The sequence below is a fragment of the Clostridium sp. JS66 genome (assembly GCF_033561535.1).
GTDB classification, from domain to species: domain Bacteria; phylum Bacillota; class Clostridia; order Clostridiales; family Clostridiaceae; genus Clostridium_AM; species Clostridium_AM carboxidivorans.
In genome coordinates this window covers 4,339,047-4,364,315 of sequence record NZ_CP131467.1, presented here as the reverse complement: position 1 = coordinate 4,364,315, position 25,269 = coordinate 4,339,047, and the positions used below count along the sequence as shown (strand labels likewise).

General features: G+C 30.9%; 18 protein-coding genes. 12 read left to right on the top strand and 6 right to left on the bottom strand.

All coding sequences use genetic code 11. The features are described from left to right. Positions 1 to 145 precede the first annotated feature (145 nt). The 9 genes from bla (at position 146) to Q6H37_RS20245 (ending at position 12,503) form a co-directional block, all read left to right on the top strand. Entirely contained in the window at positions 146 to 952 is an 807-nt protein-coding gene (gene bla, locus Q6H37_RS20285; protein ID WP_318735884.1) for a subclass B1 metallo-beta-lactamase, read from the top strand. 193 nt (positions 953 to 1,145) lie between these two features. Next, complete coding sequence (locus tag Q6H37_RS20280; RefSeq protein WP_318735882.1) at positions 1,146 to 3,209, top strand: penicillin-binding transpeptidase domain-containing protein; 2,064 nt, start codon at positions 1,146 to 1,148, stop codon at positions 3,207 to 3,209. 262 nt (positions 3,210 to 3,471) lie between these two features. Next, a complete protein-coding gene (locus tag Q6H37_RS20275) occupies positions 3,472 to 4,812 on the top strand; it encodes a hypothetical protein (RefSeq protein ID WP_318735879.1) in 1,341 nt (446 codons plus the stop codon). Between the two features lie 71 nt (positions 4,813 to 4,883). Further along, positions 4,884 to 5,900, top strand: coding sequence for a U32 family peptidase (locus Q6H37_RS20270; protein WP_318743085.1), 1,017 nt, complete (start codon positions 4,884 to 4,886; stop codon positions 5,898 to 5,900). Positions 5,901 to 5,998: 98 nt separating this feature from the next. Then, a complete protein-coding gene (locus tag Q6H37_RS20265) occupies positions 5,999 to 7,099 on the top strand; it encodes a UvrB/UvrC motif-containing protein (RefSeq protein WP_318735877.1) in 1,101 nt (366 codons plus the stop codon). Between the two features lie 283 nt (positions 7,100 to 7,382). Then, the gene (locus Q6H37_RS20260) at positions 7,383 to 7,691 is read left to right on the top strand and encodes a methylated-DNA--[protein]-cysteine S-methyltransferase (protein ID WP_318735874.1); all 309 of its coding nucleotides are present in this window, start codon (positions 7,383 to 7,385) and stop codon (positions 7,689 to 7,691) included. 284 nt (positions 7,692 to 7,975) lie between these two features. After that, positions 7,976 to 8,656 carry a DUF5680 domain-containing protein gene (locus Q6H37_RS20255; RefSeq protein WP_318735872.1) on the top strand — a complete coding sequence of 227 codons (681 nt, stop codon included), beginning with the start codon at positions 7,976 to 7,978 and terminating at the stop codon, positions 8,654 to 8,656. Between the two features lie 11 nt (positions 8,657 to 8,667). Beyond that, positions 8,668 to 9,537: a methionyl aminopeptidase gene (locus tag Q6H37_RS20250; protein WP_318735869.1), complete on the top strand. Its 870-nt coding sequence runs from the start codon at positions 8,668 to 8,670 to the stop codon at positions 9,535 to 9,537. A 302-nt stretch (positions 9,538 to 9,839) separates the two neighbouring features. Beyond that, complete coding sequence (locus Q6H37_RS20245) at positions 9,840 to 12,503, top strand: translation factor GTPase family protein (RefSeq protein ID WP_318735867.1); 2,664 nt, start codon at positions 9,840 to 9,842, stop codon at positions 12,501 to 12,503. A 516-nt stretch (positions 12,504 to 13,019) separates the two neighbouring features. On the opposite strand, the gene Q6H37_RS20240 is transcribed toward Q6H37_RS20245, so the two are convergent. The 6 genes from Q6H37_RS20240 to Q6H37_RS20215 form a co-directional block, all read right to left on the bottom strand. Beyond that, entirely contained in the window at positions 13,020 to 13,778 is a 759-nt protein-coding gene (locus Q6H37_RS20240) for an alpha/beta hydrolase (protein ID WP_318735865.1), read from the bottom strand. A 27-nt stretch (positions 13,779 to 13,805) separates the two neighbouring features. After that, positions 13,806 to 14,387, bottom strand: a complete 582-nt coding sequence (locus Q6H37_RS20235) for a TetR/AcrR family transcriptional regulator (RefSeq protein ID WP_318735862.1) — start codon at positions 14,385 to 14,387, stop codon at positions 13,806 to 13,808. 384 nt (positions 14,388 to 14,771) lie between these two features. Beyond that, positions 14,772 to 15,560 carry a hypothetical protein gene (locus tag Q6H37_RS20230; RefSeq protein WP_318735860.1) on the bottom strand — a complete coding sequence of 263 codons (789 nt, stop codon included), beginning with the start codon at positions 15,558 to 15,560 and terminating at the stop codon, positions 14,772 to 14,774. Positions 15,561 to 15,921: 361 nt separating this feature from the next. Continuing rightward, positions 15,922 to 16,773 (bottom strand): flagellin, encoded by an 852-nt coding sequence (locus Q6H37_RS20225; RefSeq protein ID WP_318735858.1) that lies wholly within the window; start codon positions 16,771 to 16,773, stop codon positions 15,922 to 15,924. A 55-nt stretch (positions 16,774 to 16,828) separates the two neighbouring features. Then, positions 16,829 to 19,714, bottom strand: a complete 2,886-nt coding sequence (locus tag Q6H37_RS20220; protein WP_318735856.1) for a Calx-beta domain-containing protein — start codon at positions 19,712 to 19,714, stop codon at positions 16,829 to 16,831. A 73-nt stretch (positions 19,715 to 19,787) separates the two neighbouring features. Further along, entirely contained in the window at positions 19,788 to 21,134 is a 1,347-nt protein-coding gene (locus Q6H37_RS20215; RefSeq protein WP_318735854.1) for a transglutaminase domain-containing protein, read from the bottom strand. A gap of 308 nt (positions 21,135 to 21,442) precedes the next feature. Here Q6H37_RS20215 and Q6H37_RS20210 point away from each other — a divergent pair, with 308 nt between their 5' ends. The 3 genes from Q6H37_RS20210 to Q6H37_RS20200 are packed head-to-tail and all read left to right on the top strand — an operon-like array spanning position 21,443 to position 25,195. Beyond that, positions 21,443 to 22,432 carry a substrate-binding domain-containing protein gene (locus tag Q6H37_RS20210; RefSeq protein WP_318735853.1) on the top strand — a complete coding sequence of 330 codons (990 nt, stop codon included), beginning with the start codon at positions 21,443 to 21,445 and terminating at the stop codon, positions 22,430 to 22,432. Further along, positions 22,413 to 23,900 carry a sensor histidine kinase gene (locus Q6H37_RS20205; RefSeq protein ID WP_318735850.1) on the top strand — a complete coding sequence of 496 codons (1,488 nt, stop codon included), beginning with the start codon at positions 22,413 to 22,415 and terminating at the stop codon, positions 23,898 to 23,900. The genes Q6H37_RS20210 and Q6H37_RS20205 overlap by 20 nt, the downstream gene beginning before the upstream one ends. Then, entirely contained in the window at positions 23,894 to 25,195 is a 1,302-nt protein-coding gene (locus Q6H37_RS20200) for a response regulator (protein ID WP_318735848.1), read from the top strand. Before Q6H37_RS20205 ends, Q6H37_RS20200 begins: the two co-directional genes overlap by 7 nt. The last annotated feature ends 74 nt before the right edge of the window (positions 25,196 to 25,269 follow it).

The following is a 25,269-nucleotide window of genomic DNA, read 5'->3' as shown; positions in this document are numbered from 1 at the left end:
ATATTATTTAAGGAGGACACTCTGGCTTATAAGAGATAACGTAAAAGTTTTTTGTATGTGCATTTGGTTTTTCAAATATATTTCTACGCATAAGTTAAGTATCTGGCGTGGTATCTATAAAAATGAGGGGAGAATAAGTTCATTTATGAAAAAGTTTAAGCATGTATTTATTATATTTTTAGGTTTTGTATTAATTGTAACTATGAGTTCTTGTTCCAATAAGACAAATGAAACAACTTCAGTTAGAGATGAAAAAGTGAAAGAATCTGTATTTAAAAGTGGAACCAATGATTCTACTTTTGTGCAGTTAACTAAAATTAATGATAATGTTTGGGTGCATACCACATACTATAACATTAATGGAGTTAGAACTTTATCAAATGGTTTATTGGTTTTAACAACTAAAGGATTGGTATTGTTAGATACGCCTTGGACTAATGATCAAACAAAAGAATTAATAAAACTAACAAAAGAAAAATTTAATCAAAACATTATTGCTGCAATAGTAACACATGCACATATGGATAGGATTGGTGGAATTAAAACTTTATTGGATAATAAAATAGATGTTAAATCTACTCCGCTAACAGCTCAAATGGCTGAAAAATCAGGTTATGATAGGCCTAATCCATCTATTACTAATAATGATGAAGTATTAAGCTTTGGAGAAACTAAGCTGGAAGTATATTTCCCAGGTGAAGGACATACTGCTGATAATATTGTTGTATGGTTGCCAAAGTATAAGATTTTATACGCTGGATGTATTGCAAAACCATTAGAGTCTAATTCTATAGGAAATACTAGTGATGCTAATACAAAAGAATGGCCTAATTCCGTTCAAAATTTGATAAATAAGTTTCCAAATGCAGAGATTGTCATACCATCACATGGCAAGTGGGGAAGTAAACAAATACTTACACACACACTTGATGTATTGAAGAAGTTATCATAATTTTTTACGTAAAAAGTTGGCATTTAAGAGTTATCAGGCGATCCTTAGGCTCAGATGTAGTTTGTTTATGAGAAATACATTTTCTTCTGAGCAGAGCTCATAAAATGCCGTTTCGATATTTTATTCCAAGAGTGGAATATTGTACTAAATTAAGCATAATATTAAAAGAATTTATTTTAAGAGGGATTATTTAATGAAAATCAATTTTTTAAATAACAAGTTATATAAAAATAAAAAGCTAGTTCTATTTGTTTTTACAGTAATTATATTAATAGCATTTATATCTATTCTCTGGTGGAATAAAAACAAAGCTGCCTTAGCTAAAGAGGCTTTTAATAGTTATGTGAATGCATGGAATAAGAAAGACTTTAAATTTATGTATGATATGATAGACGAAGATAGTAAGAGTAAGATTAGTGAAGCAGATTTTGTTCAACGTTATAAAAATATTCATAATGGAATTGGATTAAAAAAAGTTGATGTAAAGGTTAAAAGTTTAGAGAAAAATAAATACGACAAAGGTATAGAAAATATTAATTTTGAAGTTACAATGGATACTGTAGCAGGCAAATTAACTTTTTCTAATGTTGGTCAACTAAGGAAGAATAAAACATGGAAAATTATATGGAGCAGTAAGATGATTTTTCCTGAACTTGAGAATGAAGATAAAGTGTGGATAAATACTTTGAATGCTAAAAGAGGTGAAATAAAAGATAGAAATAACAAAGCTTTAGCACTAGATGGCACAGCAGCTGAAATAGGTATTATACCAGGGAAGCTTGGTAATGAGGCAGACAAATCAAAGGAGGAGGTTTCAAAAGTACTGCAGGTTCCAGTAGAAGATATAAATAAAAAACTGTCAGCATCTTATGTACAGCAGTATATGTTTATTCCTATAAAAACAATATCAGAAGATGATAAAGAAAAAATTGATTCACTTTTAAAAATACCAGGAGTAATGGTAAATGAAAAGAAAGCAAGGGTATATCCACTAAAGGAGAAGGCTGCACATTTAGTAGGATATGTTCAAGCAATAAATGCAGATGAAATAGAAAAAAATAAAGATGCAGATTATAAAAATGGTGACGTAGTTGGTAAAACTGGATTAGAAAAGATATATGAAAAGGTCCTTAGAGGAAAGAATGGATATGAAATATATATAGCTAATAAAAATGGGAAAAAGAAAAAGACCTTAATTAGTACAGCTGTAAAAAATGGTGAGGATTTAAAGTTAACAATAGATTCTGATATGCAGAATCTTCTATATGATGAATTAAGTAAAGATGCTGGAGCTGCAGTTGCAATGAATCCAAAAACTGGAGAGGTACTTGCTCTTGTTAGTACGCCTTCTTATAATCCTAATGATTTTGTAATGGGGTTATCACAGGATTTATGGAAAAATTTAAATGAAGATAAGAAAAAACCTTTGTATAATAGGTTTCAAAGCAATTTATGCCCAGGATCAGTTTTTAAGCCTGTAACTGCTGCAATAGGACTTAAAACGAAGAAGATTGATAAAGAAGTTTCTAAGAATATTTCAGGACTTAAATGGCAGAAGGATAAGAGTTGGGGAAGTTATTTTGTTACAAGAGTTGATGATTACGGACAACCAACAAACCTTATAAATGCATTAGTTCATTCTGACAACATATATTTTGCACAGGCAGCACTAGATATAGGAAAGGGTACATTTCAAACAGAACTTAAGGGATTTGGTTTAGGAGAAAAGGTTCCTTTTGAATATGCAATGTCTAAATCACAGTTTGATGCAGATGGAGATATGAAAGATGAAATTCAATTGGCAGACAGTGGATATGGTCAAGGCCAAATATTGTTAAACCCTCTTCATTTAGCAGCTATCTATAGTTCTTTTGTTAATAGTGGAAATATGATAAAACCATATCTTAAGTATAATGAAACTGGGAAATCGGAGATATGGAAAAATAATGTTTTTTCAAAGGAGATAGCAGATATAATTTTAAAGGATTTAATCCAAGTTGTTGAAAATCCTGGGGGTACTGGACACGAAGCGTATATTCCAGGGTTGAATTTAGCCGGAAAAACTGGAACTGCAGAAATTAAACTCTCCCAAGGTGATACTAATGGTACTGAACTAGGATGGTTTGCAGCAGTTAATACAGATAACCCTAACCTTTTGGTAATAGCTATGGCTCAGGATGTAAAAGAAAGAGGCGGGAGTCATTATGTAGTTCCAATAGTAAAAAAAGCATTTGAAAACTTTAATGTTGCTAAATAGTGTTTTTTACATAAGCATGTTAGTTAAGTTGTATTTAGAAAAAGTTTTCTATCATGTTTATCTATTAGAAAGTTGCTATTTAGTGGATTTGATTATCCATGTTTCTATTATAAAACCCATAAAAATTTTAGATTTTTATGGGTTATTTTTATTTTAAATATTATAATACTAGGGGTGGTGCTATTTAATTATATATTGTGTTAAATAATAATATATAATTAAATTGTAATAGAGTATGTTTATTAAGAGGAGGTATCACATTTTGGAAAAGGAAGAAGTAGAATTTTTACCATCAGGAATTTTAACCTGTTTGCTAAATGATAGAGAAGTACGTATATTAAAAATATCTCCTAAAAAGTTAACTGTGCGTTTGGCTGATGAAATAGATAAGATAGATTATTTAAAAGTAATATTTTATATATTTGATGAATGTAGATATGAAGAAGTAATAATAAAAAATTATAACATTATAGAAAAAAGAAAAGAAGATTTTAGTTTAACATACGTTTTTTTTATTGAAGGACAGGAGTATTCGTATAATGTGAGAAATATTTTAAAAAACTATTCAAAATATGTTAGGCTAAAAGCTTTTGGTGATGATAATGAGTTTTCAAAGGAAATGGTTGGATATCCAGCAGAATTGGATTATGAATTTTATGAGTACTATCTACAACAGAAAAAAGACTGGATGTCAAGGCTAAATTATTCAGAATGGAATGATAACATTATTCATTCAATAGATTTAGCTGTTGTTTTAGATAATGATATTTTATATAAAAAGTATATGGACAAGGATATCAGAAACTTTAAAAAAGACTATTTAAAAGAGAATTTTGTAGATAATCACAAATTGTTTCAAAAAGATATTACCAGGCTTTATATTGGAAATGAATTTTGCCACAATTTATTTCCAGAAGTAAAAATGTTAATGAATATGATGCAAAAGGCAAAAGAGGAAGGACTTCAAATAACCTTATGTTTTACATATATGAGAGATTGTTATATAGAAAAAACAAGAGATATTATGAATAAAGTATATAATTGGTGTGATAAAAATAATATGGAAATAGAGATTGTAGTAAATGATTTTGGAATGTTAAAATTGGTTGAGAATAAAACAAATTATTTTAAGTTGTCATTAGGAGTTTTATTGAATAAGAGAAAAAAAGATCCAAGATATATTTATAAGAAGGGATATATGGAAAATAAAAAGCTAATGTCAGAAAATAGCCTTAACAGTTCAATTTTTAATAAGTTTTTGAAAGATTGCAAAATACAAAGATATGAATATGAAAACTGTGGTTATAAAATTTCTATTGCAGAAGGATGTCACAGTATACATATTCCTTTTTATCAAACAAACACCTCACAGTACTGTCCATTATATGCAATGTGTACAACCATGGACAGAGGAAATCAGAAGCTTGTTACCGGATGCCAAAAGTATTGTAATGATTATGTTTTTTCTTATCCAAAGCATTTAAAAATGGTTGGAAGGTACAATTCTTTATTTGCTTTTGATGATAATTTGCTGAAAAACTCAAAGAAAGTAGAGTACTACATAAACAGTGGTATAGATAGATTTGTTTTGAATTTTATATAATGTAAGGTGTGTGCAGGAAAGTAAACCAATAGGCTTGTTACCTTTCCTATTGTACTTAGGAGGAAAATATGATGAAGATAACAGCAGGACTAGGATGTATTGATGATTATAAAACATTAGTTAAAGCTGGAGCAGATGAAGTATTTTCCGGATTTGTACCCTATGAGTGGAATAAAAAATATGGCAATCTATTTCCTTTAAATAGAAGAGAAGTGCTTTACTATAATATTCAGATAAGTTCTCTTGAGGATATGAAAATACTTAAAAGAATGGTTGATGTATATAAGGTACCAGTAAGTATAACTTTTAATTGTTTATACTACCTTGAAGAACAATATGAAATGATAGCCAAAATAATAAAAGATTTAATGGATATTGGTTTTAATGAATTTATTATAGCAGACATTGCACTTATATTATATTTGCAAGGGAAGAATATAAAATGTTTCATACATTTAAGTGGAGAATGTGCTGAATTAAATCGTCTTTCTATTGATTTTTTTAATAAGCTTAATATATCCCGTTACATATTCCATAGAAAAAATTCAATTGAAGATATGAAATCATGTATAAATAATAGTAAAATGAAAAATTTAGAGTATGAAGCATTTATTTTAAATGAGAGATGTCATTATACTGGGGCTTTTTGTAATTCTCTGCATTGTGACGAAATGATACATTTGTGCAAAATGCCATATCATTTATCAAAAGTGAGTGAAGATGCAAATAGTTTTGAAGAAGTAGATAAAAAGCTTGAACTATATTATAAAGAGCTGGACAATAAGTATAATGAAGAAATTTATATGGAAAATCAATGTTATGCAGGAAATGAAGAGAAAATGGAAGATTCATATGTTTTGGGTAAGACAGGCTGTGGATTATGTTCTTTAAAAGAACTAAAAAAGGCTGGTGTTACACATTTAAAATTGGTTGGAAGAGGTAATTCCATTGAGAATATGGAAAGAGATGTACAAAATTTGAAAAAGGCTGTAGATATGTTAGATTATATTGAAGATAGCAAGAGTTATGAAAAAGTAGTAAAAGATAAATTGCTCCATGGAAAATGTAATGGGGAATGTTATTATTAACTTTTGCATATACAAAATTTTAATTTAATATAATAAGCATAATTTTTAAACTGCGAAAAAAGTTGAGCAATTAGATTTATTTTTAGGAGGATATAACTTTGGATATAAAAGAAAAAATTAAAAAACTGCCTTTTTCACCAGGAGTATATCTTATGAAAGATTCGCTGGATACTATTATTTATGTGGGAAAATCCAAAAACCTAAGAAATAGAGTTGGGTCTTATTTTATAAATTCCAAATCACATTCTCCAAAAGTAATAAAGTTAGTTAAAAACCTTAAGGATTTTGATTATATATTAACAGATACGGAATTTGAAGCTTTACTTCTTGAATGTAAATTAATCAGAGAAATTAAACCAATATATAATAGGCAAATGAAAAATCCCAAAGGCTATTGTTATATTACAATAAACATGAATGAGAAATATCCAGATATTGAAATTGTCAGCGAGACTAATAATTCCCATGGAAATGTTTATTTTGGTCCTTATACTAATAAAAATACTATAGAAAAAGGGCTTTATGGTATAAAGGAACATAGCAAAATTTTGTGTACTAATAGTTCTCGAAAGGCTTCAGGCTGTATAAGGTATTCTAGAAATTTGTGTATTGGTATGTGTACAGATAATCCTTCTAAGAAGAATTATTTTGTTCTAGTGGAAAAAGTGATGAAGCTTCTTAATGGAACTGATTTGACTATCCTTGAAGAAATGGAGCAGGAAATGAATACTGCTGCTGAAAATTTTGATTTTGAACGTGCAGCTAAATATAGAGATTATATAAGATCAGTGAAGCATTTAATAAATACTGCAAAAATTATTGAATTTACGGAAGTCAATAAAAATATTGCTTTAGTAGAGTTTTTAAATGATAAAGAAATTAAGTTTTTTTTAATAAGATATAATAAAGTGATTTTCAGTGAAAAGTATAGAATTAGTGATTTTAGTGTTGATGAAATAAAGTATAAATTAAAAAGTAATATCATATCCCATTTTGGTAATGCTTTAAATACTTTAACTAATATTGGTAAGAATGAAATAGATGAAGTTCATATAATATATAATTATTTAAAAAGCAAAGAAAGTACATGTAAATATATAGTCATTCCAGAAGGATGGATTAATGAAATAGGTAGTTTAAGTATTAATAGAACTGTTGATAAATTTATTTTAGATAACTTATTTAATATACAAAAATAAGAAGTCTATAATATGGTAAGAAAAATCTTAAAGGATACTAAGTACTGACAAATACTTAGTCAAGGCAAGTTGGACGATAATGAATACACTTACTGCATTGAAAAGATTTTTGTATCATATTTAAATTTAATAGCTTCATTATCACTGTCTCTCACTATGTTGCGTTGACGCACTGTTTATTTTTTGTTAGTATTATATCACCAAGATAGAACATTAAATATTAAAATATTGTGTAAAGATATAACAATATATCCAAGTAAGGATTCATATTGCAGGTGAATATATGAAAAAAATTATGGATGAAAAATTAATTTATGAAATACTTTCCGTTGTGGAAGAAATCCCAGAAGGGAAAGTGGCTACGTATGGACAAATTGCTAGCCTTATTGGTAGAGCCAAAAATGCGCGACTTGTTGGGAAGGTTCTTAGCCAAGCAGAATTTTATGGGAGATATCCATGTCATCGTGTGGTAAATCATGCTGGAAGATTGGTACCTGGGTGGCAAGAACAACGATTTCTGCTATTAGAAGAAGGTGTATCCTTTAAAGATGCGAATCATGTTGATATGAAGGAAAATCAGTGGGAATGTTAGGATGCAGATTAAACATGAATGAAGATTTTCAGTAAATTAAGTAGTCATATAAGATAAAAAAGTCTGCATTATAATTGTTACGATGAACCGTATCATAAGTAAGTGCGAAAACAGCCTAAAAGCAACATATACCAATGCTTTGGGCTGTTTTGTTATGATAAAATAAAGAAATTATTGAAAGTATTTTTTTACTGAAAGCAACTTTTAGTTGTCAACTTTGTTACATTTAAGTGGTAGAAACATTATAATATTGCCAGTATACTATATAAGGAGGGATTAAACTTATGAGTTTTCAAGAACAATTGCAAACACTTAGAAAAGCCAAAGGTCTATCACAAGAAAAATTGGCTGAATTCTTAGGTATATCAAGACAAGCGGTTGCAAAATGGGAAGTAGGGCAGTCTTATCCTGATATAGCTAGATTAATTGAATTAAGTGATTTCTTTAAAGTAAGCATTGACAAATTAGTCAATGATTATGAAGAAAATTGTCGCTTGTATATTGAAGAAAATAAAACTAATTATATAAATGAAAGTATAATCGAATTTTTATGCAAGGCTAAAAAATCCACATATGCTGGAAATGGGCTAGAATGCAAGCCCTCAAGACCAAATTCTCATGACTTAGAGTATGTAGAGAACAACCTAAAATATATTGATACTTATTTAGGTGGAGAAATATTTTCAGGACAAGAAGGTTTATGGCAAGATGATATTCCATTTTGGTCAATGAATTATACTGGAAGAGTTTTGGATGAAAGATTTTCAGGTAGTTTTTTAAAGGAAGTTTTGAGCTTAGTGACCAAGGATAATCCATATAGAGGTCCTATTATTTATCAAAATGGACAGTATAAATATCATTGCATTATAAATGGAGAATTTAAATGGTTTCAAGGATATGAGGAAATATATTTTGATGATATTAAAGTTTATGAATGTTATTTTCATGGAGGATTAATTAAATAAGGAGTAATAGTATGATATTAAACAGGAATGATTCATGTTGGTGCAAAAGTGGATTGAAATATAAAAATTGTCATTTAGAATTTGATAAAAAGTTAAGTGACTTAAAAAGAAAAGGATATATAGTACCAACGAAAAAGCTTATAAAGACAAAAGAGCAAATTGAAGGAATAAAAAAGAGTGCCGAAATTAATAGTGGCCTTCTAGACTTAATTGGTGAGAATATCAAAGAAGGTATGACAACAGAGGAAATAGATAAATTAGCATATGATTATACAAAATCAAAGGGTGGAATACCTGCTGATCTTAATTATGAGGGCTTTCCTAAAAGTATTTGCGTATCAATAAATAATGAGGTATGTCATGGAATACCAAGTAACGATGTTATTCTTAAAAGTGGTGATATTGTAAATGTAGATGCAACAACCATACTTAACGGATATTATTCAGATGCATCAAGAATGTTTATGATTGGTGAAGTAAAGGAAGAAGCTAAGAAGTTGGTTCAAGTATCTAAAGAATGTCTAAATAAAGGATTGGAAGCAGTTAAACCCTGGGGATTTTTAGGAGATATTGGAGCGGCAATTCAGGAACATGCGGAAAGTAATGGGTATTCAGTAGTTAGAGAATTTGGAGGACATGGAGTTGGGTTAGATATTCATGAAGAACCATTTGTTTTTCATTTTGGAATAAGAGGAAGAGGTATGGTTTTAGCGCCTGGAATGGTATTTACAATTGAACCAATGATAAATGCTGGAAGTCATGAAATATTTATAGATAAAAATGATGGATGGACTGTATTGACCGCTGATGGTTCTCTTTCAGCACAATGGGAACATACTGTTCTTGTAACCGAAAATGGTATAGAAATAATTTCAAGATAAGACTTCATATGACTAGCTTTAAAAGAAAAAGTAGTGGCCTTAGTCGTACCATAAACTTAATACTTAAAAAATAGTAGCTATCCATTTGCACACGGGGCTACTATTTTTTTGAGATTTTTTCTATAAGTAACACTATTATTCAGCAACTTCCACAAGCTATCAGAAATCATTTCTCCAGATGATGGTGGCATTGAAAGTTTTTATTAAATTATCAACTTATTTGTCTACCCAAGACATTTGCTGTTAAACAAGATATAATATAGATATAAGTTGATACCAAAGTAAAGGAATTGGAATAGATCATGAAAAAAATAGTAGTAGGAATATTAGCACATGTAGATGCGGGAAAAACAACATTATCAGAAAGTATGCTATATTTAAGTGGAAAAATTCGAAAGCTAGGAAGAGTAGACAATAAAGATGCTTATCTAGATACCTATAAGCTTGAGAAAGAAAGAGGAATAACCATATTCTCAAAGCAAGCCATATTTCAGGTGGATGAAGCACAAATTACTTTGCTTGATACTCCAGGGCATGTGGATTTTTCAGCAGAGATGGAAAGAACACTTCAAGTATTGGATTATGCAATATTAGTCGTAAGTGGTGCTGATGGAATACAGGGTCATACCCAAACCTTATGGCGTTTACTGTCTATATATAAAGTTCCAGTGTTTATATTCATTAATAAAATGGATCAAATAGGCACTGATAAAGAAAAGCTTATGAAAGAGCTACAAGATAGATTAAATGATGGGTGTATAGAGTTTCAAGAAAATGATATGGAGATTTTTTATGATCAAATTGCAATGTGTGACGAAAAGGTTATGGAGAATTTTATAGAAACAGGTGAAATTAAAAGCGCTATGATTTCTGAACTAATAAAGAGTCGTAAGGTTTTTCCATGTTATTTTGGGTCCGCACTTAAATTAGAAGGTGTAGAAGAATTTATTAATGGGATAGTAAAGTATTCTGAAAGACCTTCCTATCCAGAGGAGTTTGGTGCAAAAGTATTTAAAATTTCTAGAGATGATCAAGGAAATCGTCTAACCTTTATGAAGATAACTGGAGGAAGCCTAAAGGTTAAGACAGCTTTAAACAATAAATCTACAGACATGGAAAATAGTATATATAATATTTGGGAAGAGAAAATAAATCAAATTCGAATTTACTCAGGTCAGAAATTTGAACTTGTAAGTGAAGCGGAGGCTGGAGCAATATGTGTGGTTACTGGACTTACAAAAACTTATCCAGGTGAAGGTCTTGGCGCCGAAAGTGCATCTTCTAAACCACTGCTTGAGCCGGTATTGTCATACCAGGTTATATTGAAAGAGGACTGTGATCCAAGAATCTTGCTTCCAAAGCTGCGTGAAATAGAGGAGGAGGAACCTGAACTTCATATTATTTGGGAGGAAAATTTGCAAGAAATTCAGGTTCAAATAATGGGAGAAGTACAAATTGAAATTTTACAAAGCATTATAAAAGATCGTTTTGATATTGATGTAACCTTCGATTCTGGAACTATACTTTATAAAGAAACAATTTTGAATACTGTAGAAGGTGTTGGTCATTTTGAGCCTCTAAGGCATTATGCTGAGGTACATCTATTGATGGAGCCTGGGGAACTTGGCAGTGGCTTACAGTTTTTTACAAACTGTAGTGAAGATTGTTTGGAAAAGAACTGGCAGAGATTGATACTGACTCATTTAGAAGAAAAGGCTCATAAAGGTGTTTTAACTGGCTCAATGATAACAGATATGAAAATAACATTAGTTGCAGGAAGGGCCCATAAAAAGCATACTGAGGGTGGTGATTTTAGAGAAGCCACTTATCGTGCAGTGAGACAGGGGCTTATGCAGGCAAATGCTATATTGCTAGAACCATATTATGAATTTCAATTAGAACTGCCGGAAAAAATGGTGGGAAGAGCCATGACTGATATTGAAAAAATGCATGGGACTTGCGAAATAACTGGGGTAAATGGAGATATAGCAACAGTTGTGGGAAGCGCTCCTGTGGTTACCATGAGAAACTACCAAAGAGATGTGATTAGCTATACCAAAGGCAAGGGAAGATTATTTTACAGTTTAAATGGATATGCGCCTTGCCATAATTCAGATGAAATTATAAAAAGTATTGGATATGATCCAGAAAGAGATACAGCCAATCCTACAGGTTCAGTTTTTTGTGCTAATGGTACTGGTTTTTTAGTGAATTGGGATGAGGTTAAAAATCATATGCATTTAGAAAGCTATTTGCAGAAAGAAAAAAGCATTAGTTCACAAATAACAAAAAAATCATCCCCAGCACAGGAACAAACTATAGGCTTAGATGAAATTGATGAGATCATAAGTAGAACCTTTTATGCCAATCAAGGTAAAAAATCTATTTGGAAAAAAAGAAGAACTGCTCTGGAGAGCCATTATAAAACTGATACTTATAGCAGTGTAAATAATATAGCAAAGGAAAGCTATCTATTGGTGGATGGCTATAATATTGTTTTCGCTTGGAAGGAACTAAGTGAAATTGCAAAGGATAATATTGATGCAGCCAGGACAAAATTACTAGATATTTTATGTAATTATCAAGGTATTAAAAAAAATAAAATTATCGTAGTTTTTGATGCTTACCGTGTTGAGGGGCACCGAGTGGAAATATGTGATTATAATAACATTCATGTTGTTTATACAAAAGAAGCGGAAACTGCAGATCAATATATTGAAAAATTTGTTCATCAGAACCATGGAAATTACAGTATAACAGTTGCCACTTCAGATAACTTAGAACAGATAATCATTAGAGGAAATGGAGCAGCGTTATTCTCTGCTATGGAGTTAATGGAAGAGATAAAGTGGGCTAATAAAAGAATGATGGAAGAATATAGTAAAAAATATAGGATGGAACGTAATGTTTTATCCGATACGTTATCTGAAGAAGACAAAGAACAATTTAATAAATTTTTAAAATAGTGGAATGGCAAATATAAAGTCCAGTAGAAAGATATTATAGTTTTTTATACTGAAACTTAATGGTTTTATTTACAAAGAGTATCATTTAAATGTATTTCTAAATTTAAACTCCAGAAAGAGCTGATATGTAATACTAAGGAGTTTAACCTCTAGTATTACATTGACACTTTATTTAGGTGTTAATTTAAGTGTAGTGACAGGATTAAATATTACGCTTTAAGCTCTATGAAATATAAAAAGCATAAGGTAGCAGAATATAAATTTTCTTTATCCACCCGATTACTTTTCATATATCATCAGGCTGCTTGGTCATAGAGAGCTTGCTGAAGAAATAGGTGTCCATATTTGCTCGAGATTAAACGATAGATCATCTCACGCATCATAAGAGTTGAGAGGAATGAGCTGGCTCAAGTGTATGGGTAAGGCTTAGAACACCCAAGAACAGTTCAAGAAGCCCTATATCTGATTTTCCAATGAAGAACAAGTAATTGTTTGATGTTTCTTTTATGATGCCAGTTATTGCATGAAAAATTTCTCTGCTCTTTTAACCCATTCTTCTGGATGATAGGCACTTATTTCTGAATGATAATAGTTTTTTAATTCAATCAATTGGCAATTTTTCATATAAGATTGAAATAATTGGCCAGATTGCTTGATGCAGTTCAGTTCTTTACTTCCATACCAATAAATAGTATCAGCTTCACTGTCTTTTAAGCTTTCTTTTATTTTATATTGATAATAAGTTTGAAAAATTTGGTTTAGAGTTTCAGACTTTAAACATGTCACATCTCTAATATACAACTCTTCAATTTCTTTTGGTAAATGCATTCGCCTAGGAAGCATCTTCAGTGAAAATTTGTTGAAGAATTTTGAAAATATCAATTTACCAAACAGTTTATATATAAATATACTGTATTTTAAAAGAAATGGTTGGGGTATACAAAGCCCACTTTCAACAATTGCTTTTTGTGTGATGTTTTTTCTTCTTGATAAAAGTTCTATTGTAATTTGTCCTCCAAGAGAAACTCCACTGATTGCAAAAAGTTTGCCAGCACAATTATTATCAATATATTCAATTAATTGATCTGCAATTTTTTCAGTAGAAGTATAAGGGACATTTCGTTCTTCACCATGTCCATCTAGAACAGGTAATATTACATGGTACTTATCTTGTAATAATCTAGCTTCGAGTAAATAAAGCCAATATGACCATCCAGCACCATGAATTAGCATTATATGTGGTGAATTTTTATCTCCATATTCATAAAATTTCATTTATTTTGTTTCCTTTCTGGATTCATTTTAAAATATTTCATCCAACATATTTTCTATCATTTTGCTAATAATTTTTTCAATCCCTGATTCTTCTAAAATATCTTTATTTTCTACTGTGAGATTCATAACTTGAATCCAATTAATAACCAAGTTTAAATCACAATTTTCTTTTTTACTATTCACATAACGTAAATTTTTCTCCATTTCCCCTTTTACATCTGAGATTTTATGTAAATGATCTTTGGGAAGTCTCGTAATTAATGCTTGTATGTCATCATTTTTTAAGAATCGGTATACATTGTCTTCATCCTTTAAAAGCATATTATAGTATAATTTTCGCAGATCCTCTCGATCTAAAAATCCTTTTGATTGAATAATTTCTTCTGCCTTTTGATTTAATTTTTCATGATAAGTAGTAGCTAGTTCATATACAAGCATTTCTTTAGAGTTAAAAAAATTGTAAAATGTACCTTGTGCAATTCCTACACTCTTTGTAAGTTCTGCAATGCTCATTTTTCTTATTCCATTATATTTGATTAGTTCCAAACCTGTAGTCATAAGTTGTTCTCTTATTTCTTTTCTCTTTTCTTCTGAATATACCTTTGGCAATTTATCATCTCCTGTTTATATATGGACTATTTGTTTCAATACTATTGCCATTATATGAATAAAAAATAAAATTATTCATTAATTCATTTTTATATTATACTTAAGATATTATTTTGTCAATATACTTATGGCGACCATCACTTAATTTTTTCCTGGAATATTGAAGAATTTAGAATTCAATATAATATTAATAAATCTATATTTTTAATATAAGCCTAGGAAAAAGGACTTACTCTTGTACTAAGTAAGTCCTTGATTTGTCCAATAAAAAAGTTATGAAGTAAATTCAAGTATATTATAAAATAACATGGTTGGCTTTATTCTTTATTATATTTAGATTCATTCCTTAATAAAAACCACCAGTTTGGTGGTTTTTATCATTTCTTATTGATTAGTTGTTGTTGTGGATTGAGCTGCATCATGAGTTTTTGGAGCAGGCATTACAGCTTTAATAGCATCAGCCTTATTTTGAGATATAATTCCAGCAGTTACAAGTTCACTAAACATATCAGTTTTAGCTGTAGTCTTTTTGCTTTCAAAGTAAGCTTGACGTTCAGTTTCAGTCATATTTTTAACTTTATCCATTTCAGCTTGTCTTTCAGTTTGCTTTTCAGTAAAATAGTTTAGTATTTTAGTTTCTTCATCCTGAGTGATAGTTCCAGCAGTAACTAGAGTGTCAAGTTGAGTTTTCATTTTGTCAGCAGACATACCGTCGCCTCTTTTGCCTTCTTTGCCATCATGACCTTGAGAAAGTGCATTCTTTATAGCATCAGCTTGAACTTGAGTTAAAGTACCATCAGTTACAAGAGAGGCTAAAAAATCAGTTTTTGCTGAAGTTTTTTTGCTTTCAAAGTAAGCTTGATGCTCAGCTTCAGTCATATTTTTAACCTTATCCATTTCAGCTTGTCTATTTGTCTCTTCCTGACTAGTTTTATTTAATATAGTAGTTTCTTGAGCTTGAGTAATAGTTCCAGCAACAACTAACTTATCAAGTTCTGATTTCATCATGTCTGATTTGTTTCCTTTATTCATTCTAGCTTCCTGCTTAGTAGTGTTGGTATTTGAGGAATTTCTAGTACTATTTGCAGCAAAGACAGCAGTTCCAGTTGAAATTAGTACACCACCAGCTATTACTGCAGTTATTATTTTACTCATTAATTTTTTTCTATTCATTTTAATACACTCCTTTTTCTATGTTTTCGATTTTTTTATTTCACAGTTTGTTTCTTGGTATGTATATATAATAAATCTTTTGTATTACAAAAGTGTTACAGCTTGTTAAAAGTTTTGTGTCAAATTTAGTTTGTAATTAGGTGACCACAATTTAACAAATTTGCTGTGCTCATAATTATTCCTGGGAGCGCAAACAAATTGTTAACAATTTGTTTTGCTAGCATTCAGCGAAATATGAGAAATAATACATCTTGGTATAACTTTTTACCAAAAAATATTGCTGAAAAGGAGAATATAAAAAAGGGGCGCAGGTTTAAGAAGTTCTTTAACCTACGCCTAAATTAATTTGATTTTAGATTACCTATTTCAAAAGCATTAGCACCATTTCTGGCTGTGAATTTGCTTGTTTAAGTAATGACATAGTAGCTTGATCTAAAATTTGTGTTTTAACATACTCCATCATACCTGATGTCATATCTTCATCGCCAATTCTTGAGTTTGCTTGAGTTAAATTTTCGCTTGCCATTTGTGTATATGAGATTGAATGTTCAAGTTTATTTTGTATAGCCCCAAGATTAGATCTTTGTTGTGAAACAAGTCCAATGTATTTATCAGTATTTTTTAATATAGTAGTAGCGTTGTTTTGTAATGATAGATCAGCACAAGGTTCACCAGCAACATTGTACTGTCTGGCTCCACTAAAGAGAAAGAATGAAGTTGGCAGCTTACTCTTATCAATTGTCAAGTTTATTATTTGCCCTTCATTAGCACCTATTTGAAAGTTTAAAGTTTCGTTAACACCTATAAACAACTTTTTAGTATTAAATTCGGTATTATCCACTATATTATCTAACTGATGCCCTAATTCGGACATTTCATCTCCAATATTTTCTCTATCGGATTGTACTAAAGTACCATTTGCAGCCTGTATACTTAACTCTCTTACCCTTTGAAGAATACTATGCATACTATTCATAGCACCTTCAGCAGTTTGAATTAAAGAAATTGAATTAGACCCATTATCAGTAGCTGAATTTAAACCTCTAACTTGAGCTTCCATTTTTTGAGAAATACTTAATCCTGCAGCATCATCTGCTGCTCTATTAATCCTAAGACCTGATGCAAGCTTTTCTGAAAGTTTCTCTAAGGCATTAGTATTTTTCTTTTTATTATTAATTGCTTTATTAGCAGCTGAATTATAACGAATAATCACTTAATATAATCACCACCTAACTTAAAATTCAAAATTACAAGCTGCTTTAATTAAACTATTCTACTGCAATATAGAAATAACAGCTTTTTCCTAAGTATGTTGCTGTAACTTTTGTAAGTCCTGGAGATAAGCTTGTAATTGTACCATTATTAATATCTATAACACCAGGACTACCTATAGTCCATTGGATTAAACTTGTAACATCTGCTGTGCTGTTATCTTCTAATACAGCCAGAATTGTAATTGGTTGAGAATTACCTATAGGTATAGTATCTGGAATAATAACGGTTGGATCAACTTCTAGATACTTAACATTAACCGGTACAACATATCCATCATTTAAATTAATTGTAACTGCAGCTGTGTTATTGCTTATTTGTGCTCCTCCAGAAGCATTACTAAGTATAACCTTAAAGTTTTCAGCAGCTTCTGGATCTGAATCATCTAAAATTGGAATATCTATTGCTTTTGATGTTTCACCTGGTGCAAAGGTAATGGTTCCACTTGTAGAGGTATAATCTGATCCACTTAAGGCTGTTCCATTGGCTGTAGCATAATCTACTGTTATAGTATCACTGGTGTTTGCAGTTCTTGTAACAGTTACAGTAGCATTTCCAATACTTTCATTTACTGAGTAAGTAGTTGGATTAAAGGAAATAACAGGAGCTAAATCATTATCTGTTATATTTACAGTTGCCGTTGTATTCGTAAGCACTCCTCCACCTGTTGGATTACTAAGTGATACTTTAAAGCTTTCACTGGATTCATGTGTAGTATCATCAAGTATTGGAATATTTATAGTTTTTGAGGTTTCGCCGCTTGCAAAGGATAATGTTCCACTTACTGCAGTATAGTCACTTCCTGTTAATGCTGTATTGTCATTTGTTGCATAATCTACACTTACCGCACTTGTAGTATCGCCTGATCTTACAACAGTAATATTTGCAGTGCCGTCATTTTCTGCAACTGAATAGCTAACAGGATTAAAACCTACTTGTGCAGGTGGATTTTCATCATCCGTTATAGTTACAGTGGCTGAATTAACTGCTATTATGCCAGTAGATGGATTACTCAGCGAAATTTTAAAAGTCTCATTTCCCTCATAAACCGCATCATCTAAAATTGGTACTGTAATTGTCTTACTTGTTTCTCCAGCTGCAAAGGCTAAAGTTCCACTTGTCGCAGTGTAGTCACTGCCTGCAGTTGCTGTTACATTACTAGTAGCATAATCCACAGTTAATGGTCCAGAAGTATCACCTGTTCTAGTAACTGTTAAAGCTATACTTGCAGCATTTTCATTCACAGCATATGTGGCTGGATTGAATTGAAGCTCGGCAATAGGTACACTACCAATTTGCACTCTCATTGAAGTAGCTGTTGGATCTAGAACTTTGAGAGATACAGTGGAATTAGCGCCACTATAAAGCTTGCTATTTGGCGTAGTTGTATCATCAAAAGTATCTTTAAGACCTCCTTGCCTATAATAAGGCTCTGATAAAGATGCCGCTTTTTCAAGGTAAACTCCTGGATTGTGTCCAGAATTATTTACGGTATCTGAGAAAATGTATGTGTTGATAATTCCTTCTTCGATATGCCAAATAGCAATACCACCATCTGTGATTCCCTCATAATGTAATCCAAAATCAAAACTACTTGGGTTACGATTTTCAGCTAGAAAATATTCATCAGGATTTGATGTTATGATTTTTATAACATTGTATTGTCCTGTAGTAGCAGATTTTAATGTTTGAATTCCACTAGATACTATAGTTGGCGTTACAAAACCTAAAAAACTCTTATGCCATGGATCTAAATGAGTTGGAATAGATCCACTATAATCTCCATATCCACCTCCCCAGCTACCACAATCCATTAAACTACTAGCACCAACTACATTATAACCTGATACAGTATCATATAAATCTGTAGCACCTAAATCATGAGCAAGTTCATGACAAAGTATTCCAATGACTGCCATATGATCTCCACCTATAGCGTGAATTTCACCTTGTTGAGTATATCCTCCGTGTCCTGAAGCACCAATATACTTACCATCTAATATAGGAGCTGGTACAGTTCCAAAAAGACTCCATCTATGTCCCCAAACATTTGGTGCTATTGCTCCACAGCTTCTTTCATAACCTGCAACAATAGTTACAATATGTAATTCATTTGATTCAATATATCCATTTCCATTAGTATCAAAGCTAGCAAAATTTACATAGGGATCAGCTGCAATAAGTGCATCTCTTACAATTCTTCTATTGGCATCTCCAGTAGAACTTCCTGGATTAGGATGAGGGTAATTTAAAGTTACTTTTATTATTCCATCATTGGCAGTACCGTAAGATTCATTTGCAGGAGAAAAATAAAAATTGTTAAAAGAATTTTCTTTATAAAAATTTTTCACCGTTTTTCCAGTATCCCCAAAAAACTCATTGTTCCAAGCACTTTCAGAATATTGAATGGTTTTATCTGTAAAGCTTACTAATAAAACTAAAATTTTTTGTGGACCTCCTGTTGGGCTTGGAGCAATTGACATTTGAGGAGCTATATCCTGAGCATAGTATGTCTTAGGTGTAGCAGCATCTTCCTTATATTGACTTATTTGTTCTACCCATTCATCACCTTTTAAGGATTCAGTTGGTGCACTATCAATACCTACCTTTGCATCTGACGGTTTTAACTCTCCAAAGGAAACTTCTGCATATTTCCAATAACCATCAGTATCCTGCATAATAACTTGATTATCTTCTGCAGTGGTTGTCCAATTTCGATGCTCATCACCATTGTTTTTAGCTTCAAAAGCTTGTCCATTAGGTTGAGTTATTGGAAAAGGATCTGGACATGCAGGTGCTGCAATAGAAGTAGTATAGTTCATAGTAATCACAATAAATGTACTTATACATATTTTAACCCATGATTTAAATACATTTTTCAATCTTTTGATACCTCCTTAAGTTACATAATGTTATATAAGTGTATTGTGTAAAATATTGTTATAGTGCCTGTCTTTATTTTATAGTAAATGAAATTTTAATATTAGTTTTTAGTTTTTTGCCTTTTAGAGAAGTTAGATTCTTTATTATATAGAGATAATATCTTTGTCCATTTACATAGCCTAACTTTGGAGGATAAATCAAGAGCTTATTATCGCCATGTCCTTTTCCAAAGCTAATACCTTCCACTGCATTACCATTACTATCTACAACAAAAATATTGGAATTATTTATATTACTTAAATTAATGTTTTCGGTAAAAGAAACTTCCCATATTTTATTTGAAGGTTGAGGGTCATTCATAAATGTTTTAATTTCTCTTACATCTGTTGGTAATTCTGGTTTAGTATTTGGTTTTGGCTGGGTATTATTACCACCGGTACTGATATTGCCAGAGTTTCCACCAGTATTAGGATCAATCTGTGGTAGTTCTGGCTTAGTAGGCGGATTAGATGGAGTGTTATTTCCTGCATTACCTGAACTTCCCCCAGTATTAGGATCACTACCATGTTCAACTGGTGGTTGTATACTAGGTGTAAAAACATAGGCTTTGCTAGCTGTTGGGTATTTAGTTTTATCATAAGTATGTGTATTAGAAATGAAGTCATCATTGACATTGTAGTATTTAGTACTAATCACCTTTGAATCCTTTGTGTTTGATTTATCCAAGGTAGCATCTAAATGATACCAGTTTCCTTTAATGTTTACCATGTTCCATTCATGATTAATTGAATTTTCACTACTTCCAATGGAGCCTTTTATAATCTTTGTATCCAATCCAGCTTGTTCCATCATTTTATAAACGAGTTGAGCATAACCATTACATACAGTAACTTTATCATGTAATGCAGAGTAGGCTGTATATCCAGCTAAGGTATTGTCATAATTAACATTTGATATAATATATTCATAGATTGCTTTTTCCTTTTCATCTTCATTCATACTGATATTGGTAATTTGATTGACTATTCTTTTTACTTCTGTATTAACAAAATCTTCTTGTTCTTTCGTTGTATAATATTGAAACAAATTAAAGGAAATATCAGCATGATCAGCAAATTTACTTATACCAAATCCTGATATTAAAGCAATACATCCTTCTTCATAAGGGTCTCTCTTAGTAGCATTGTCTCTTGATTCCCTTACTAGATTCATGATGTTGCTTGTATCTCCAGTAAATTCGATTTTTAGGGATGTTTCCCTATTTGTAATTGCATTGAATATAATATCTTCCATTTGTAGTTGAGTAGTTGCTTCGTATACTGTTTCTTTTGCAATAACAGGGTTGTTAAAAATAATAGTGCAACTTATTGTAAAAATGATTAATGTAAACGTTGTAATAATGAATTTCAGTTTTTTCATAATAACCTCCTTTTTAATGGATTTATAAGGTAATTATATAACTTTTATGTATAAAAATAAAGAAAAATGTCTTTGTGGAGGGAAAAGGTAAAATTAAATGCGATAGGCTAAGTATCAACAGTAATATTTGTAATAACAGTATTAATTACTTGAACTGTGTTGTTAGCAATATTGGTTATATAAGCACGATAATACATACAATCATATTTTACTAAGTATAAAATTTTCGTACTAAATCATTTTTTGTGAATATTCACACTACACATAAAGTAAGATATGTTATAATTTAACATATGAGGTGAAAATAAATGAAGAAATTTCCAATGTTTGTAAAATACACATTGTTTATTTTATACTTTATAATAATGAACGGGATGCTTCTAACTGCTCTTAGAGAGCCAACTATTATTGATGAGAAAATCAAACCTAAAATAACACTAATTAGCCATGTGTACTCAAATCCTTATTGGAAATATATAAAATTAGGTGCAGAAAAGGCAGCGAAACAAAGAAATGCTGTGATTGATTTTCAAGGACCAGATACTGCAAGTGTAGGCGAAGGCATAAAATTTATAAATATGGCTTATGCTGCTAAAGTCAGTGGGATTATTACGTATGTTCAGGATGAAGCGATGTATAAACCTGTTATCGACAAAGTATTAGCAGGTGGAATCCCCATTGTAACAGTAGATTCTGATGCAGAAAATAGTAAACGTTTAGCTTATGTAGGTACTGATAATGTCACCGCAGGTAGAGTTGGTGCTAAGGAAATGATTCATCAAGTTGGTCTCTATGGTAATGTAGGAATTATTATGGGTGGAAAAAATGTTAAGAATCAAATTGAAAGAGTAAAGGGCTTCACTGAGTATATAAAGAGTAATTCAAAACTTAACATATCAGAGATTGAGTCCTCAGATTCATATCTGCTAGAAGCAGAGCTTGCAACTAAAAAAATATTGATAAATAACAAGAATATTAAAGCTATATTTTGTGCTTCAGCACTAGATGGACAAGGTGCAGCTAAAGCATTAATCAGTATGGGAGCTGCAGAAAAAGTCAAGATTATTTGTTTTGATGATTTGCCTGAAACCCTTGATTATATAAAAAATGGAACCATTACGTCTACAATCGTACAAGACCCCTATGGTATGGGATATAAGGCAGTAAATATAATAATGGATATTATGGAAGGTAAGGATACTAAAGGTATATTTCTTACAGATGTTATTGTAGTTACTAAAGATAACATTGATGAGTTAAAAAAAACACGAGGAGAGTATGATAGTGAAAACCAGTAGTTTAAGAAGAAAGTTTATAATATTTGTCCTTATTACAATTATACCTATAGCTACTAATAGTATTATATCCTTCATTATAAGCAAACAAATAACCTATTCATATGATAGTATGCTAAATAAAATGAGTGTAACAAAGGAAGTTAAAAACTCCCTCAATGATTCCTTTACTAATTTTAATAAATACATGATTGAAAGTTCTAAAGAAAGTAAAGAAAAGTATGAGACAAGCTATGATAAAGCTATGAATAATCTAATCTTACTTGAGGGAAAGTCTGACCTTCACAGCAAATATATTTTAAGGGACCTGCAAAATTCTTTAAGAAGTTATAAAACCTCTGGAGATGCTGCTATTGAAATATCTTCGAAACAAGGTGGAATCGATATATATTATGACCATTATATTTTCACCAAAGAAATTTTCTCTTATAGTAACACATTCCTAACACAGCTCAGTGAAAGCTACCTAAGTTATAATAATGAAGTTTATAATAAGCTTAAAGAAAAGGAAAAGGCCATATATAAAGTATTACTATTCTACATAATAACTGCTTTGATAATAAGTATACTCTATACTCTATTCTTTCTTAAAAATATATTGGAAAAACTTCGTGAATTGGTAGAGGCTTCTAAAAAAGTATCCTATGGTGATTTTTCATTTTATGAAGGAAAAAAAACTTTCATTTATGAGCTAGATATATTATCCGAGGCTTTCAGTACGATGATTCATGATATAAAAAAACATATAAACTTCATAGAGGAAAAAGCGGAACTGGAAATGAAGCTTAGAAATGAAGAGATGAATTTATTAAAATATCAAAATGCTCTTAAACAATCCAAGCTAAAAGTTTTACAATCTCAAATTAATCCCCACTTCCTATTTAACACTTTAAATTGTATTAACCAGACTGCAATAAGAGAAAATGCTCTGCAAACAGAAAGTCTTATTACATCGGTTTCGGGAATACTTAGGTACAGCCTCCGAATGATGGACAGAAATGCCTCAATGGAAGAAGAGGTTACTGTGGTTAAGCAATATATGTTTATTCAACAATTAAGATTTGAGGATAGGGTTAAATTTAATCTCCGTGTAAGAGGAGATTTATCAAAAGTACTAGTTCCTGGAATGACGCTTCAGCCCTTTGTGGAAAATGCATTTATACATGGTATAGAGCCTAAAGAAGAGGGTGGTGTTATAAATATTGATATTTTGGAGCAAGGAAATGTATGTACGGTGCTTATAGAGGATACAGGTTGTGGTATTGATGAGGAAACCTTAAATAAAATTATTTCAGGAGATGTTGAACTTGAGCATACTGGACATACAACAGGAATGGGCATAAGAAGTGTAGTTCAAAGGCTTGAATTAATTTATGGACAAAAAAACATTTTTAGAATAGAGAGTAAAAAAGACTTTGGTACAAAGGTTTATTTGAAAATACCTATAAAGGAGCTGAAAGATATATGTTAAAATTGCTTATAGCTGATGATGAAAAGTATGATAGAGATTCAATAATTAGTATGCTTACTGCTGCATTTGCGGATCACCTTGAAATAAGTGAAGCTAAAAATGGAAGAGAAGCAATAGAAATAGCAGAAAGGATACGACCGGACATCATTATTACAGATATAAAAATGCCTGGTATCAATGGACTTAAAGCGGTACAAGAAATTAATAAGTTTCTTCCAAATACCTATTTTATCATTCTCACAGCTTATGATTATTTTGATTTTGCAGTGGAGGCCGTTAAAAATAATGTGAAGCAGTACATTTTAAAGCCCTTCAGCAAGACAGAAATTATAGAAAAGATAAAGGAAGCAGTAAATTTTGTTAACGGTGAGAAAGAGAAACGAAGACGGGAAATTGAAAATCAGGAAAAACTTTATACTCTCCTGCCTATTTTGGAAAATGAATTAAGCTATTCTATTATTAATGATACCCTTTATTTAACCGATTACCAAACTTATAAGGGCTATCTTGGTTTAGATTTTAAAAATGGATATTCCATTGTGGCTGAGTTAAAAGAAGCTCCTAAAGATGAAAACTTTAAATTTCAAATTGGAGAGTATGTAAAAGAATATATTAATCATAGATACAAAGCAATTGGAAGTTATCTCTTTACAGATAAGCTAGTTTATTTTATTCAATTAAAAAACTTGGAAGAAGAAATGAATATAGAAACAAAAGCGGAAGTAAAACAGAATGCAGTTGTGCTTGCAGTTGACATAAGACGGGAAGTAAAGAAAATCTTTGGTATATTTCTGCACATTGGCATTGGAATGTGTTATGGTGGTTTTGAGCTTCTTCATAAATCCTATGAAGAAGCCTGCAGCGCTTTAGAACATAAATCAGAGGATAAGGGCATTCATTATTTTGGTGATATAAATACTACTGGAAAGTCTCAAAATATTGACAGGGAAAAAGTTGCTCTTTTTAAGGCTGTAGAGCAATATATTATAGATAATATTCAAGAGGAAATAGATCTTGAAAAAACAGCAGCAAAGTTTAATTTAAGTCCTTATTATTTTAGTAGAACCTTCAAGGAAATACTTGGTTTTAATTTTTCTGACTATATAAACATAGTCAGAATCAATAAAGCAAAGGATTTTCTAATGACTACTTCTATGGCCATTAAGGATGTATGTTATTCAGTAGGATACAGCGAACCTAATTATTTCAGTAAAGTATTTAAGAAATATTCAGGGGTAAGTCCAACAGAGTTTAAACACAATAAACAGAGTTCTTGGCATCAGATGGAGTATTAGAGCGGGTAGTCAAGTCATGGAATAAAACCTAGGGTAGTATTTTTTTGCGCTGCCCTAGGTTTTTTTTGCATAAA